Here is a 13,692-nt window from a genome sequence, read left to right as displayed (position 1 = left end):
GTTTGCTAATAATTATGAAGCCAAAGGTATAAAAATTAACATTTGAATAATGATGTAAAGTTTTCAATAGTTACTTTAGGCGACAACTACACATCTTTTTTAATCTATAGCGTGTAAAAGCTTCGTCTTACCCTTACAACTGCCCATTTATAGAACTACATATGCTTAGTTTATTATTGATGCTTATTTACCAATACAAAAATTAGCAAAAATATTCCCTAACAAATCATCGTTAGTAATTTCTCCTGTAATCTCACCAAAGTGATATAAAGCCAGACGAATATCGATGGCTAATAAATCGCCAGATAACCCTGAATCTAGACCATATTTTACCTTGTCAATTTCTTCAAAAGCTTTTAAAAGCGAATCGTAGTGTCGTGAATTGGTTACAATGGTATCATTATTTCTTAAAGCACCAGTGTTTATAAAACTGAGAAGCCGATTTTTAAGTGTTTCCACGCCATCGCCACTTTTAGCAGAAATTAAAGTTAAGTCTTCTATTTGAGACTGAATACCTTTCATATCTTCCTCAGAAAGCTTATCCATTTTATTAGCGATAACTATAAGAGGTTTTAACGGATACTTGTTTTTTATTTTTTCTATTTCCACTTTAAAAGTAGCGCTAGCCGATTTAAACTCGGTAGAATCAAACAAATAAATAACCACTTGTGCCTGATCTATTTTTTCGAAGGTTTTTTTAATACCAATACTTTCAACCACATCTTTAGTCTCTCTAATCCCTGCGGTATCAATAAATCGGAATCCAATGCCTCCAATGGAAATTTCATCTTCAATTGTATCTCTAGTTGTTCCTGCAATGTCCGAAACTATAGCGCGTTCTTCATTTAATAAGGCATTTAAAAGTGTTGATTTCCCCACATTGGGTTCGCCAACAATAGCCACAGGAATTCCGTTTTTAATCACATTACCTACAGCAAAAGAATCTATTAATCGTTTTAAAACAAATCGAATGCGTTCAACCAGTTCTTTAAATTGTGTTCTATCGGCAAACTCCACATCTTCTTCTGCAAAATCAAGTTCTAATTCTATTAAGGATGCAAAATTTAAAAGTTCCTCCCGAAGTTTAGCTATTTCACTAGAAAAACCACCACGCATTTGTTGCATAGCAATTTGATGAGAAGCTTCATTATCACTAGAAATTAAATCGGCTACAGCTTCTGCTTGACTTAAATCTAACTTCGCATTTAAAAAAGCTCTTAGCGTAAACTCTCCTGCGGAAGCCATTCGGCATCCTTTTCTAACAAACAATTGTATAATTTCCTGTTGGATATAATTAGACCCATGGCAAGAAACCTCTACAACATCTTCACCAGTATAGGAATTCGGGTTTTTAAAAACCGATACTAAAACTTCATCTATAGTTCTGTCGCCTTCAATAATATGCCCTAAATGTATGGTATGCGTTTTTTGAGAGGCTAGCGACTTGTTTGCCTTTACCGATTTAAAACATGAGTCTACCAGTTGTATAGCCTCGTTTCCAGAAAGTCTTATTACAGCAATAGCACCAGCGCCAGAAGGCGTTGCTAAAGCTACTATAGTGTCTTGATTTATCATGCGGCAAAAATACTAAATTTGAAATGCTATTAATAGAAAATGAATTTTAAAATCAGACAGCTCCTATATCTTGGTTTAAAAAATTTACATGACTTTCTTTTCCTATTGTCCAATTTTAAAAATTTTGATAGCCACTTAATTTTAAATTTTCACCAACTTATTAAAACCTTCAAAGGATAGAAATATTATAAAACATAACTCTGTTTTCTAAAAACTTTTCAACCCTAAAGTATTGCGCACACATAGTACTTTAGAGCCAAAATATTCAGTTTCTGGTTGGTTTTTGCCTCATTCAAATGTGACCTAATCAACAATTATGTGTCATATATACAACTACTTAAGTAGTATTAATCCACCTAAAGCAACGAGGATAAGACTTGCAATAAAAATGAAAATACTAGAATCCGACATTTCTAATCAAATCATAAAGTTCGTAGAAAACGAAGTGGGTAGTATCTTTTTCTTAAAGCATATTGCCGTTGTAGAAATTAACGAGGGCGTACATTTCGATATTAATAATGCACCGAAAATTATAGATGAATTAAATTTTTATTTTAAAGACTCTAAAGCTTATGGCGTAGTTGCTAACCGCATAAATTCGTACTCAGTAAACCTAGTACATGCACTCTCAATTAAAAAAATGGCTAAAAATCTATTCGCTTATGGTGTTGTTGGTCATGATCTAGCCGGAAAAATGAATGCTTCTATAGAAAACGGTTTTTGTACCTCAGAAAAAATAGATTACGATAATCTATTAGAAGCCGTTAATTCAGTATCCCGAAAAATAAAAAAAAGTGCTGCCTTTTTTTAAAGCAAATAAATACCATCACTTTTTAATTCTATTAAGCGCTTTTTATATAACGTACCGATAGCTTTTTTAAAGTTCTTTTTACTCATTTGTAAAGTATCCTTAATAGCCTCTGGACTCGATTTATCTGTTAAGTTTAAAAAACCATTATCATCCTGCAACGCTTTCATAATACGGTCTGCGTTAGGTTCTATATTTCTATAACCTACTTGCCCTAAAGTAATATCTAGTTTGTTTCCTGGTCTAATTTTTTTAACGATTCCTTTAAGTTTATCACCAACACTTAAATCTTTAAAAATGCTATCCTTATAAATTAAACCAATATGCTTTTTGTTTACAATAACATTAACACCAATATCCGATGGGTGCGAAACAATTAAATCAACCTCCTCAAACTCACTAACCGTTAGCTCATTATTATCTAAAAATCGGTTTGTTTTACTAGACGCTACTAACCTATCGGTTTTTTCATCCAAATAACAATGTACCAAATACCAACCACCTTGCTTCATTTTAAAAGCCTGCTCGCTAAACGGGCAAAATAGTTCCTTTACCAATCCCCAATCCAAAAAAGCACCATAATCTGTAACTTGATTACAACGTAATAATGCAAATTCGTTAATTTTTATATAAGGCATATCGGTAGTAGCAACAGGACGCTGCTCATTATCCAGATACACAAATACATCAAGCTTTTCCCAAATCTTAAACTCCTCAGGAACGTATCGATTTGGCAACAACACTTGGTTATCCTCATCATCAATTAAATAAACTCCATGTTCAGATTCACGAAGTATTTCAAGCGTATTTATTTCCCCTAATTTTATCATGCCGCAAAGGTAAATAAATTTTAAATTTTACACGATATTAATACACACACAAGTTATACTAATTATAGTGCTAAATACATTTAATGTTTTGGGCGCAACACCGCCTTAGGTCGGTGTCGGGCTATCCATTTCAAGTCCTCGCACCTCCTATGTCGGGCTGTGGGCTTTCCATTACTATCCCTTGCGCATGTCTGGCCTTAACAAAGCACATACCCTTAAGGCTATTAATGAGCGTACCGGAAAATTAAAAACAAAAAAAATCGCTACAAAATTGTAGCGATTTAAATATTATATAAACTAAATTCTAGTAAATAGACTCTTTTCCAAAATGTTTTGTAAGCATATAGTATACTACAGCTCTATATTTGTTACGATTAGATTTTCCGTAAGTTTCCATTACAGAATCAATAGCTTCATCCAACTTAGGCCCATCACTTAATCCTAATTTTTTAATTAAGAAGTTATTTTTAACAGTAGCCAATTCAGAGTCATCCGATCCTGATACCGTTGCCGCATCTTTATTATAAATAGATGGTCCGCAACCAATAGTTACTTTTGTTAATAAATCCATTTCTGGGGTAACACCGCATTTTTCTTTTAAATCGGCAGCATATTTTACAATAAGCTCGTCTCTTTTACTCATAATGATTAAGTTTAAATATGTTAGAAAAAAATTAAATTGTTGTCCGTTTTAAAGGTACTAATTTTTAGACACAATAATTATCTATGTGTCACATAATTATCTTAGAAAATCAAAGTAATTTAATAGTATTTCGTCATTAATGCGTTTCGGAGTAAAAATTTCTAACAGCTTAGGTTGTTCATCCTCCAAATAAAAAGATTCAAGGCTAGTTTTAAGTGTCGCCTCGTTATTAGCAACCTCATATTTTAAACCATACATATCACATAAATGTTCGGCAGTTAAATTATGATTGGTTTCAAAATAAGTGTCAAAGTTGTCTGTATTTTTATGCCCTGGTAAAATTCTAAAAATACCACCACCTTGATTGTTTACAACAATAATCCTAAACTTATTAGGTATATAGTTATTCCACAGTGCATTACTATCATAAAAAAAACTTAAGTCGCCAGTTATAAAAACGGTTGGTTTTGGGCTTGCAACAGCGCACCCAATGGCTGTAGATGTACTTCCGTCAATACCACTTGTTCCTCTATTACAAAACACTTCAATGCTTTTATGTATTTTAAATAATTGGGTATACCTAATGGTCGAGCTGTTTCCAGATTGTAAAATATAACCTTCTGGAATCGATTTTAAAACGCTGTTATACACCTTAAAATCAGAAAACGGAATTTCGGGCATATAGGCTTTATGCCTCTTACTTCTATGCTGTTTTACCGTTGTCCAAGTAGCTTTATAATTACTTTTTACATAATGCGTAACTTTTGGTAGGAATGCCTCAAAAAATTCGTTCGGTGATTTTTTAATATGTAAATCTAAACAGAAAAACGTATCGTTAGCCATTTTATCATCAATATGCCAATGGTGTTTGGGCTGATATTTCCTTAAAAACTGTTTTATTTTTTTTGAAACTATTAATCCTCCAAAGGTTACCAAAACATCCGGCTGCAATTGTTTTTTCTCATCGTCGTTAAGCGGTGCTATTAACTTATCAATACTAGGAAAAAAACTAGAATGATGTAAATTTGAAGTGGTTTCGGTTAAAACAATTACACTGTCATCATCAGCTAATTCATCCAGCCATTTCTGTTCTATTTCATTAGGGCCTTTTACTCCAACCAAAATCATTTTTTTCGAAGCTGCATTCCAATCTTCAAAACAAGATTTTAAAACATAGTCTTCAATTTCTTCTTGTTTTATTTCAGGATCTATTGGTTTTGGAGACACACTTAAAGTCTCAACCATTTCGTAAAGGGGTTCATCAAAAGGCACATTAATATGTACTGGACCTTTTTTTAGGTTCGCAAAATTAATGGCTGCATTTATTTCTTCTTCGTTATTAGTTTGAATATCTTTTTGTAACCCTAATAAACGCTCGAACTTATCTTCTAGATTTTTAAAAATAGGAAGCTCTTCATGACTTGGCACCTGTTTTTCATCTTTTAAATCGAGCTTTAAATTGGCCGAATATAATATATGGTTTTCAAAAACATTTTTCTGGTTTATGGTTTGTCCATCGCCAATACCTACCAAATGTTTGGGTCTGTCTGCCGAAATAACCAATAAGGGAATATTACTAAAAAAAGCTTCGGAAACCGCAGGGTAATAATTAAGTAAAGCACTACCCGAAGTACAAACTACAGCTGTAGGTTCTTTTAACTGTTGTGCTATTCCTAGTGCGAAAAAAGCAGCACAGCGTTCATCAACAATACTATAACATTTAAAATATGGATCGTTAGAAAAACCAATGGTTAATGGGGCATTCCTACTTCCTGGAGAAATAATAATGTGCTTAACACCTTTAGCTTTACAGAGTTGGATAACGGTTTGGGCAAGAGGAATTTTAGGGTAAATCATGTAGCAATTTTATAAAAGAACTCATCTTGAATTTTTCTAATCCCTAAAAAACGGCTAAAATCCGCCCATATTTCGTCTATTTCATTATACTTAGCGGTGCTATGTCTTTTAAAAATAGTCTTATATAAATATATTTTAACTCATTTTCGGTTGAAAACAAAAAGTCAAGATGAGTGTTACAAAAATACTAAATAGCCATTTAAATTACCACTTATAAAATAGATTTAATAACAACCGATTTTGATACGGTTTCCTCCCACTCGCTAACAGCATTCGAGCTTTCTGTTACACCACCGCCTACATAAATAATGGCTTCTTTATTTTTGAGTTGCATACAACGTAAATTAACGTATAATTGAGTGCTTTTACGTTTTACCGCATAAGCCCGGTTTTCAATATTGCGTTTACTAGAACGCGGCGCTATAATGGTTTCACAATTTAATTCACCTAAAAAGCCAGTATAAAATTCACGATTATAATTTTCGTTTTCTAATATAAATTGTTTTGCCAATTGTTTAGGTAAACCACAAACTGCCGGCGTTGGATGTAAGGCTTCAATAACTTGTTTTAAAGGCGTATTTATTTTTAACTGTGCCATAATCATAGTCTTTAAATGCACTAAATTTCCTGCCTGTACAGTTTCGACATCCGAAATTTTTAATTCCTCCACCGCTGGCTTAAGGTTATTAATTATAAAATCGGTTACAAACTGCTGTTCTTGTTTTTCTTTGTTTTGCCAAACCACATCTAAACTACCGTTATAAACTTGGGTGCCAGCCAAAGCCATAATTGAAAACCTACGCCCTTCTATTTTAATTAAAGTTTCTGGCGTTGCACCTAACCACAACCCTACTTTTGGGTGAAACCAGCAATATACAAATGCCGACTTATAAGTATTTAAAAGACGTTTAAAAATATTGAACGGATTATTTTCTGAAAGCGATACGGTTTCTTGTCTTGATAAAACGACTTTTTTAATATCTGAATTTGAAATCGTTTCAACACCTTTATTGACCAAATTAATATGAAATCGTTCTGCTTCTTTTGATGCTAAAGTTAATGAGTTAGGCGTTTCAACTCCATTTTCAACCACATAGGATGTTGAAATAATTTGAGATGAAACACTAGGAATTAAAACCGTTTTCTTTAAGTCATCAAACGGAGAAAACACAAAACCTGCTTCTGTAAAATCTTCGGTAAAATGTAGATTGGAATCTTTTTGTAATCGAGCAGAAACTTTACCCTGATTCGGTTTTCTATAGCTTACAAATGGTAAATTATTTTGAAAATGCGATTCAATACGCTCAAAAAACTCGTTTGAAATCATTCTTATTTTTTAGGTAAAGAAATAGTTGACAGCTTACAGATAGAAATTAAATTATCGGCTTCATCGGTTATACGAATTTCTAATAATTGGGTGGTTCTGCCTTTATGTAAAAATGTTGCTTTTGCGTAAACAAATCCATCCTTCACACTTTTTAAATGATTGGCTGAAATTTCTATACCGCGAACAAAAAACTTATCGGTATCAATAAAAATATGAGAAGCAAAACTACCTACACTTTCTGCTAAAGCTGCAGTAGCTCCACCATGTAATACGCCATCTGGTTGGTATACTCTAGAATTTACAGGCATTCTTGCAACTAGAAAGTCTTCTCCAAAGTCAATCATTTCAATTTGTAATGTTTCCATTAAAGTGTTTTTACAAACCAATTTGGCTTGTTCCAACATATCTTTTTTAGATAATTGCATAGAATAGTTTATTTTTATTCGCAGTTGTAAAAGTACGAAATGCTAATATAATCACACCTAAATTTTAATTCAATTTAAGCGCCAAATTCATTCATGGAAATGCAAAAATATACGTATTAATGAAAACACCAACCTTAGAAAATAACCGGGTAAAACTGCTACCATTAAGTTTAGAAAACTACACACAGTTAATAGACATTGCAAAACAAGAGAATTTAGTACAGTACTCGCCTAGTAAAATTGATACACCTCAAGATTTAAAAACCTATGTAAAAACAGCTTTAGACCGAGCTGAAGTAAATAAAGCCATGCCATTTATTATTTTCGATAAAGAAAAACAAACCTATGCTGGCTGCACGCGATACGGATTTATAAATACACATAACAAAGTTTTATATATTGGTTGGACTTGGATTGGACGAGAATTTCAAGGTTCTGGATTGAATTTGAATATGAAATTTTTAATGCTTCAATATGCCTTTGAAACCTTAAAATTTGATAAAGTCGGATTTACAATTGATGAGCGAAACATAAGATCTAGAAAGGCTGTTGAAAAAATTGGAAGTACACTTGAAGGCATTTTAAGAAACGATGTTTTAATGCCAGATGGGTTTAAACGTAGCACCTGCTGCTACAGTATTTTAAAAGAAGAATGGCAAACTATAAAAACAACTATTTTTAAGGGTTTTTAAATATTGAATAACAACTTGGTCTATTTCTAAACTAACAGTTTTTTAAATCGCTTAACTTACTAAACGTTCTATTATCGCTTTAGTAGGCAAAATTTTATCGGTATGCTCTATACTCGGTCCTGCTACCCAAACGGTTTTATATGTGGCTTTAGTTGCCGCGTTTTTAGTCGCATTCATACCTATTGAAAAGCGAATCATTTTCACCCACTTTTTAAGTTTTTTATTCTTGTTTAAAACAGACTCTAACCACGTTTGTTTAGTGCCAATTTTTTGCACATAATCAGTGTTAATTACCGTACAAGGTGTTCCAGAGATACGCTCGGTCATAACAATATCTTCAGCGCCATAATCAACGCAGGCTTGTTTATACTCATCAGTTACACCAGCTTCCATCGATGCTATAAACGGACTTCCAACTGAAACGCCATCGGCACCATAACTTAACATTTTATCAATATCAGCCTTACAGCCCACTCCACCAGCAGAAATAACCGGAATGTTGCAGTTGGTGCTTAAATCCTTAATTAAATCCTCGGGCGATATGTTTCCTCGATGTCCTCCCGCTAAATTATTAACAGCAATAATGGCATCGGCACCTAGGCTTTCTACCTTTTGTGCAAAACGCAAATCGGTAACATCACAAAATACTTTAATGCCTACTTTATGTGCTTGATTAATTGTTTCTTCCGGACTTCCTAGGGAGGTAATTATAAAATCGCAACCTTCCTCACAAATGACTTCCAGTTGGTTTTTATACTTTACATTCGATTTATTTACAATAAGGTTAAACCCAAAAGAGCCACCTTCTGGTTTTGAAGATTTTAACTCTCTTAAAGCCATACGTAACTCGTCTAAAGTCCTATAGTTTAAAGCAGGAATACAACCAGCTATACCGCCATTCATAGCTTCTTTAACCATGGAAACGTTAGAAACCAAAAACATTGGCGCTTGAATTATTGGGTATTTTATTTTAAGAAGTTGCGTGATTTTAGTTGTCATTGTATCATCTTATTTCGACAAATATAACCATTATTTTATTATGCACGCATAGCAAAAAACACACGTTTTAAATTTAGTCTTTAAACCTATAATATCCACATTTTAAATAAGCCCCCTCAGGAAATCCTATAGGATGATCTGTATCATGACCCGTTTTTAAAACGACGTTATAAGATCTCTTTCTAGCCGATAAAGTTTTATGGTTAATTTCAAAAAATTGATCTGCTAAAACTCGTGATGAACATGATGCTAAAACCAATAAACCATTTTTTGCCGTTAACTGTTCGCCTAATTCTGCTAATTGGGCATATTTCTTTTTAGCCAAGTCTATTTCTGAAGCTTGTTTTGCAAAACTTGGGGGATCTATAACCACCACATCAAAAGTCACTTTGTTTTTTATGAGCTGTTTTAATTCCGCGAAAGCATCACCAGCAATAGTTTTATGTTTTCCGGAATAGGTATTAAGTTTACCATTTTCTAAAGCTATCTCTAGAGCCTGTTTACTAATATCTAAACTTGTAACTTCCTTGGCACCATTGTATAAAGCGTGTACTGAAAATCCGCCAGCATAACTAAAAACATCTAAAACCGTTTTACCTTTGCACCACTCGCCTACTTGTTTTCTATTGGCACGATGGTCTAAAAAGTAACCTGTTTTATGTCCTTTAATTACGTTTGCCGAAAAGTTAACACCATGTTCTACAAATTCTACCACTTCATTTTCTAAAACGCCATAAACCACATCGCCATTTCCAAGTTTATGTGCCTTAGATTGTTCTAAACTTCTGCTTAAACGCACTACAACAGTTTCGGCTTGAGCCATTTGTTGTAAACTAGGAATGATACTTTCTAGATAAGGCAACCAAATTTCCGAATAAATTTTAACCACCAAAACCGAAGCATAAACATCGGCAATAAGCCCCGGAAAACCATCGTTTTCTCCAAAAAGTAAACGATAACTATTCGTGTTTGTTCTTAGTAAACCCTGTCTTTTATTATAAGCGGTTGTAATTTTATTTTTAAAAAATTCACCATTAATTTCGGCCTTTTCATAACTGCTATGCAGCATTTTAATTCGAATGGGCGAATTGGCATCGTATAAGCCCAAACCAACAACTCTGTTTTTATTTTTACTAAAAACGATGGCTAAATCTCCAGATTTAGCATCGTCATTTATTTTAATAATATTATTAGAAAACACCCAAGGATGGCCTTGTACAACGAATTGTTCTCCCTTGGAATTTAACTTAACAGCCAATCGTTTTGGAGTATATTTAGATTTTATTTTTGATGAAAAAGACATGCTTTGAATTTCGTGTAAAAATAAATGTTTTGAATGGATATATGTCAAATTTTATAATGAGTTATAAATTAATAAAGCGTTTGACTTTGTATAAAAAATCTACTAACTTCGTTTAACGTCGGATATAAAACATTAAAACGATTTCATATCCGTAAGAACATTGTATGTAATTCTAAACCCCAAATATTTATGTAGCCTGCAAAACTGAATCTCAAAACAATGATTTATTATTGGTTACACATGATCTACATCTATTTAGGATCAAGAATATTTTGGAAGAAAATCAAACCAGTTTCAAATTTAACTCGCACTAGAAGGGTAAATATTCTGGATTGTGAATCATTTCGCTTTATGGCTAATTCAAAATACTTCTATTACATGGACTTAATTAGATATGAAGTTGTGTTTAGGTCAAAACTATATGAAAATACAGTAAAAAAGGGAATGTTTGGTGTTTTGGCATCTCAGAAAATCATCTATAAAAAGCCTCTAAAAATGTTTAAAAAATTTGACATAACTCTACAATTAGAAGGTTCAGATGACAAATGGGTGTATCATAAGCAAGTCTTCAAACAAAATGACCAAATATGTGCAATTGGATATACTAAAGCTGGATTTTGGAAAAATAAAAAGGCTCAAAGTATGAACGAAATTCTGATGAAAAGCGATTCCGATTATAAAGTCAAACCTCCATCAGAAGAAGTCTTGAATATGTTTGAAAATGATTATTCAATACTAAAAAGCTAACATTATTGATATTATTCCAAATAAAAACGACACGCCAACAAAGTTTATAATTCATTGCTAGTTATAGCCTACTTACCAAAGTCCTCGCAGACTTTCTATCTGTCATTTATTTGCTAACCATAATACTTAAACACACAATGAAATCATACATTAGACCGTTAAAGGAACCTTTCCAAAAATCAAAATAACTTCAATATAACAACAAACCTAAGTAGAAAATTGCGTTAGGAAACGTCATAAAAAAAACGCAACCAAATAAATGATTGCGTTTTTTAAACTTCTAGCTTCAGTCTTGCAACTAAAACCGTTTATTACTTAACTTCTTCGAAGTCTACGTCTTCAACATCACTTCCTTCAGCTTGAGCATCTCCTGCTCCAGCATCTGGTCCTGGTTGAGCACCACCTTGCGCTTCCGCTTGTGCTTTGTACATTTCTTCAGAAGCTACTTTCCATGCTTCGTTAATTTTATCTAAAGCTGGCGTAATTACTGCTAAGTCTTTAGACTCATAAGCTTTTTTCAACTTTTCTAAAGCCTCAACAATTGGTTGTTTTTTATCTTCCGATAATTTATCACCAAACTCTTCTAATTGTTTTTCCGTTTGGAAAATCATTCCATCAGCTTCATTCAATTTATCAGCAGTTTCTTTTGCTGCTTTATCCGCTTCAGCATTTGCTTCAGCATCCGCTTTCATTTTCTCGATTTCCTCTTCGCTTAATCCAGAAGAAGCCTCGATACGGATATCTTGTTTCTTACCAGTTGCTTTATCTTCAGCAGATACTTTAATGATACCATTAGCATCAATATCGAAAGTTACTTCAATTTGTGGAGTACCTCTTCTTGCTGGTGGAATATCACTTAAGTGAAAACGTCCAATAGTTTTATTATCGGCAGCCATTGCTCTTTCACCTTGTAATACGTGAATTTCTACAGATGGTTGATTATCTGCTGCTGTAGAGAATACTTGCGATTTTTTAGTAGGAATGGTAGTATTAGCCTCAATAAGCTTAGTAAATACATTACCCATAGTTTCAATACCTAAAGATAAAGGTGTTACATCTAAAAGTAATACATCTTTAACATCTCCAGTTAATACACCACCTTGGATACCAGCTCCTAAAGAAACAACTTCATCAGGATTTACACCTTTACTTGGCGCTTTCCCGAAGAATTTCTCTACTGCTGCTTGTACTGCAGGAATACGTGTAGAACCACCTACTAAAATAACTTCGTCTATATCAGATTTAGATAAACCTGCTGCCTTTAATGCAGACTCACATGGCTCGATAGTACGTTTTACTAAATCGTCAATTAATTGTTCGAATTTAGAACGAGTTAACGTGCGCACTAAGTGCTTTGGTCCACTAGCTGTAGCTGTAATATAAGGTAAGTTAATTTCTGTTTGTGCAGAAGATGATAATTCGATCTTCGCTTTTTCAGCAGCTTCCTTTAAACGTTGTAAAGACATTGGGTCTTTACGTAAGTCCATATTTTCTTCAGCTTGAAACTCATCGGCTAACCAGTTAATAATTTTCTCATCAACATCATCACCACCTAAGTGCGTATCACCATCGGTAGATAATACTTCAAATACACCGTCACCTAATTCAAGGATAGATACATCATGCGTTCCTCCACCAAAATCAAATACTACTATTTTTTGGTCTGTTCCTTTTTTGTCCATACCGTATGCTAAAGCAGCAGCAGTAGGCTCGTTAATAATACGCTCAACTTTTAAACCAGCAATCTCACCAGCTTCTTTTGTAGCTTGACGTTGGCTATCGTTGAAGTAAGCAGGTACAGTAATTACTGCACGTGTTACGTCTGCCCCTAAGTAATCTTCAGCAGTTTTCTTCATTTTTTGAAGAATCATTGCACTTAATTCTTGAGGTGTATATAAACGACCATCAATATCAACTCTTGGTGTATCGTTATCTCCTTTTACTACTTTATAAGGTACACGTTCTGCTTCATTTTTAGACTCAGAATATTTGTTACCCATAAAACGTTTAATAGAATAAACCGTTTTTGTTGGGTTTGTTACTGCCTGACGTTTTGCAGGGTCACCAACTTTAATTTCACCGCCTTCAACAAAAGCAATAACAGATGGTGTTGTTCTTTTTCCTTCTGCATTAGGAATAACTACTGGCTCGTTACCTTCCATTACAGAAACGCAAGAGTTGGTTGTTCCTAAATCGATTCCAATAATTTTACTCATAATATTTTTTATTTATTGTTTATAAATTCCTGCCTTCACAGAAACATTGTATTCATTTTTAATTTCAGGTTGTATAAGTCAATCATTATGCCAACAAAAAAAATATGTCATAGTGTCATATTATGAGTCGACAGTCGGCAATAAGCAGTCTTAAAGGCGTGTAACAGACCTTCCATCATCTGTCATTAATCTTCTGTCACTTTAAGTATCTCATCAAAGCAGGATATTCCGATAATTTGGGCGCAACCACAAGGGCCGGGTTTGAAGCCT

The 13,692-nt window shown here is 33.5% G+C and carries 12 protein-coding genes; 3 read left to right on the top strand and 9 right to left on the bottom strand.

Annotated elements, in window-relative coordinates:
* Positions 1 to 183: 183 nt before the first annotated feature.
* Complete coding sequence (gene mnmE, locus ABJM36_RS08925; RefSeq protein ID WP_348451114.1) at positions 184 to 1,575, bottom strand: tRNA uridine-5-carboxymethylaminomethyl(34) synthesis GTPase MnmE; 1,392 nt, start codon at positions 1,573 to 1,575, stop codon at positions 184 to 186.
* A gap of 388 nt (positions 1,576 to 1,963) precedes the next feature.
* Between mnmE and ABJM36_RS08920 the strand changes: the two genes are divergently transcribed.
* Complete coding sequence (locus ABJM36_RS08920; RefSeq protein WP_348451113.1) at positions 1,964 to 2,386, top strand: hypothetical protein; 423 nt, start codon at positions 1,964 to 1,966, stop codon at positions 2,384 to 2,386.
* On the opposite strand, the gene ABJM36_RS08915 is transcribed toward ABJM36_RS08920, so the two are convergent.
* The 5 genes from ABJM36_RS08915 to ABJM36_RS08895 all read right to left on the bottom strand — a co-directional run bounded on the left by ABJM36_RS08915 (position 2,383) and on the right by ABJM36_RS08895 (position 7,465).
* Complete coding sequence (locus ABJM36_RS08915) at positions 2,383 to 3,213, bottom strand: S1-like domain-containing RNA-binding protein (protein WP_348451112.1); 831 nt, start codon at positions 3,211 to 3,213, stop codon at positions 2,383 to 2,385. The genes ABJM36_RS08920 and ABJM36_RS08915 overlap by 4 nt on opposite strands.
* Before the next feature lie 304 nt (positions 3,214 to 3,517).
* Positions 3,518 to 3,856 carry a DUF2853 family protein gene (locus ABJM36_RS08910; protein WP_348451111.1) on the bottom strand — a complete coding sequence of 113 codons (339 nt, stop codon included), beginning with the start codon at positions 3,854 to 3,856 and terminating at the stop codon, positions 3,518 to 3,520.
* Between the two features lie 96 nt (positions 3,857 to 3,952).
* Positions 3,953 to 5,713 (bottom strand): 2-succinyl-5-enolpyruvyl-6-hydroxy-3-cyclohexene-1-carboxylic-acid synthase, encoded by a 1,761-nt coding sequence (menD, locus tag ABJM36_RS08905; protein WP_348451110.1) that lies wholly within the window; start codon positions 5,711 to 5,713, stop codon positions 3,953 to 3,955.
* Positions 5,714 to 5,924: 211 nt separating this feature from the next.
* Complete coding sequence (locus ABJM36_RS08900) at positions 5,925 to 7,040, bottom strand: chorismate-binding protein (protein ID WP_348451109.1); 1,116 nt, start codon at positions 7,038 to 7,040, stop codon at positions 5,925 to 5,927.
* Positions 7,041 to 7,042: 2 nt separating this feature from the next.
* The gene (locus tag ABJM36_RS08895) at positions 7,043 to 7,465 is read right to left on the bottom strand and encodes a PaaI family thioesterase (RefSeq protein ID WP_348451108.1); all 423 of its coding nucleotides are present in this window, start codon (positions 7,463 to 7,465) and stop codon (positions 7,043 to 7,045) included.
* A 119-nt stretch (positions 7,466 to 7,584) separates the two neighbouring features.
* On the opposite strand from ABJM36_RS08895, the gene ABJM36_RS08890 reads away from it, so the two are divergent.
* The gene (locus tag ABJM36_RS08890; protein ID WP_348451107.1) at positions 7,585 to 8,157 is read left to right on the top strand and encodes a GNAT family protein; all 573 of its coding nucleotides are present in this window, start codon (positions 7,585 to 7,587) and stop codon (positions 8,155 to 8,157) included.
* A 51-nt stretch (positions 8,158 to 8,208) separates the two neighbouring features.
* On the opposite strand, the gene ABJM36_RS08885 is transcribed toward ABJM36_RS08890, so the two are convergent.
* On the bottom strand, positions 8,209 to 9,156 hold the full coding sequence (locus tag ABJM36_RS08885) for a nitronate monooxygenase (protein ID WP_348451106.1): 948 nt from the start codon (positions 9,154 to 9,156) through the stop codon (positions 8,209 to 8,211).
* A 73-nt stretch (positions 9,157 to 9,229) separates the two neighbouring features.
* Positions 9,230 to 10,459: a class I SAM-dependent rRNA methyltransferase gene (locus ABJM36_RS08880; protein ID WP_348451105.1), complete on the bottom strand. Its 1,230-nt coding sequence runs from the start codon at positions 10,457 to 10,459 to the stop codon at positions 9,230 to 9,232.
* 219 nt (positions 10,460 to 10,678) lie between these two features.
* On the opposite strand from ABJM36_RS08880, the gene ABJM36_RS08875 reads away from it, so the two are divergent.
* Positions 10,679 to 11,206, top strand: coding sequence for an acyl-CoA thioesterase (locus tag ABJM36_RS08875; protein WP_348451104.1), 528 nt, complete (start codon positions 10,679 to 10,681; stop codon positions 11,204 to 11,206).
* 311 nt (positions 11,207 to 11,517) lie between these two features.
* On the opposite strand, the gene dnaK is transcribed toward ABJM36_RS08875, so the two are convergent.
* A complete protein-coding gene (gene dnaK / locus ABJM36_RS08870) occupies positions 11,518 to 13,422 on the bottom strand; it encodes a molecular chaperone DnaK (protein ID WP_348451103.1) in 1,905 nt (634 codons plus the stop codon).
* Between the last annotated feature and the right edge of the window lie 270 nt (positions 13,423 to 13,692).

It is taken from the genome of Algibacter sp. (assembly GCF_039977455.1).
Taxonomy (GTDB): Bacteria; Bacteroidota; Bacteroidia; order Flavobacteriales; family Flavobacteriaceae; genus Algibacter_B.
The sequence above is the reverse complement of the archived record's forward strand: the minus strand, read 5'-3'. Positions and strand labels throughout refer to the sequence as shown.

Bases quoted from the DNA above. Each gene is read 5' to 3' on its own strand.
- mnmE (WP_348451114.1), bottom strand. From the start codon at position 1,575: ATGATAAATCAAGACACTATAGTAGCTTTAGCAACGCCTTCTGGCGCT.
- ABJM36_RS08920 (WP_348451113.1), top strand. From the start codon at position 1,964: ATGAAAATACTAGAATCCGACATTTCTAATCAAATCATAAAGTTCGTA.
- ABJM36_RS08915 (WP_348451112.1), bottom strand. From the start codon at position 3,213: ATGATAAAATTAGGGGAAATAAATACGCTTGAAATACTTCGTGAATCT.
- ABJM36_RS08910 (WP_348451111.1), bottom strand. From the start codon at position 3,856: ATGAGTAAAAGAGACGAGCTTATTGTAAAATATGCTGCCGATTTAAAA.
- menD (WP_348451110.1), bottom strand. From the start codon at position 5,713: ATGATTTACCCTAAAATTCCTCTTGCCCAAACCGTTATCCAACTCTGT.
- ABJM36_RS08900 (WP_348451109.1), bottom strand. From the start codon at position 7,040: ATGATTTCAAACGAGTTTTTTGAGCGTATTGAATCGCATTTTCAAAAT.
- ABJM36_RS08895 (WP_348451108.1), bottom strand. From the start codon at position 7,465: ATGCAATTATCTAAAAAAGATATGTTGGAACAAGCCAAATTGGTTTGT.
- ABJM36_RS08890 (WP_348451107.1), top strand. From the start codon at position 7,585: ATGAAAACACCAACCTTAGAAAATAACCGGGTAAAACTGCTACCATTA.
- ABJM36_RS08885 (WP_348451106.1), bottom strand. From the start codon at position 9,156: ATGACAACTAAAATCACGCAACTTCTTAAAATAAAATACCCAATAATT.
- ABJM36_RS08880 (WP_348451105.1), bottom strand. From the start codon at position 10,459: ATGTCTTTTTCATCAAAAATAAAATCTAAATATACTCCAAAACGATTG.
- ABJM36_RS08875 (WP_348451104.1), top strand. From the start codon at position 10,679: ATGATTTATTATTGGTTACACATGATCTACATCTATTTAGGATCAAGA.
- dnaK (WP_348451103.1), bottom strand. From the start codon at position 13,422: ATGAGTAAAATTATTGGAATCGATTTAGGAACAACCAACTCTTGCGTT.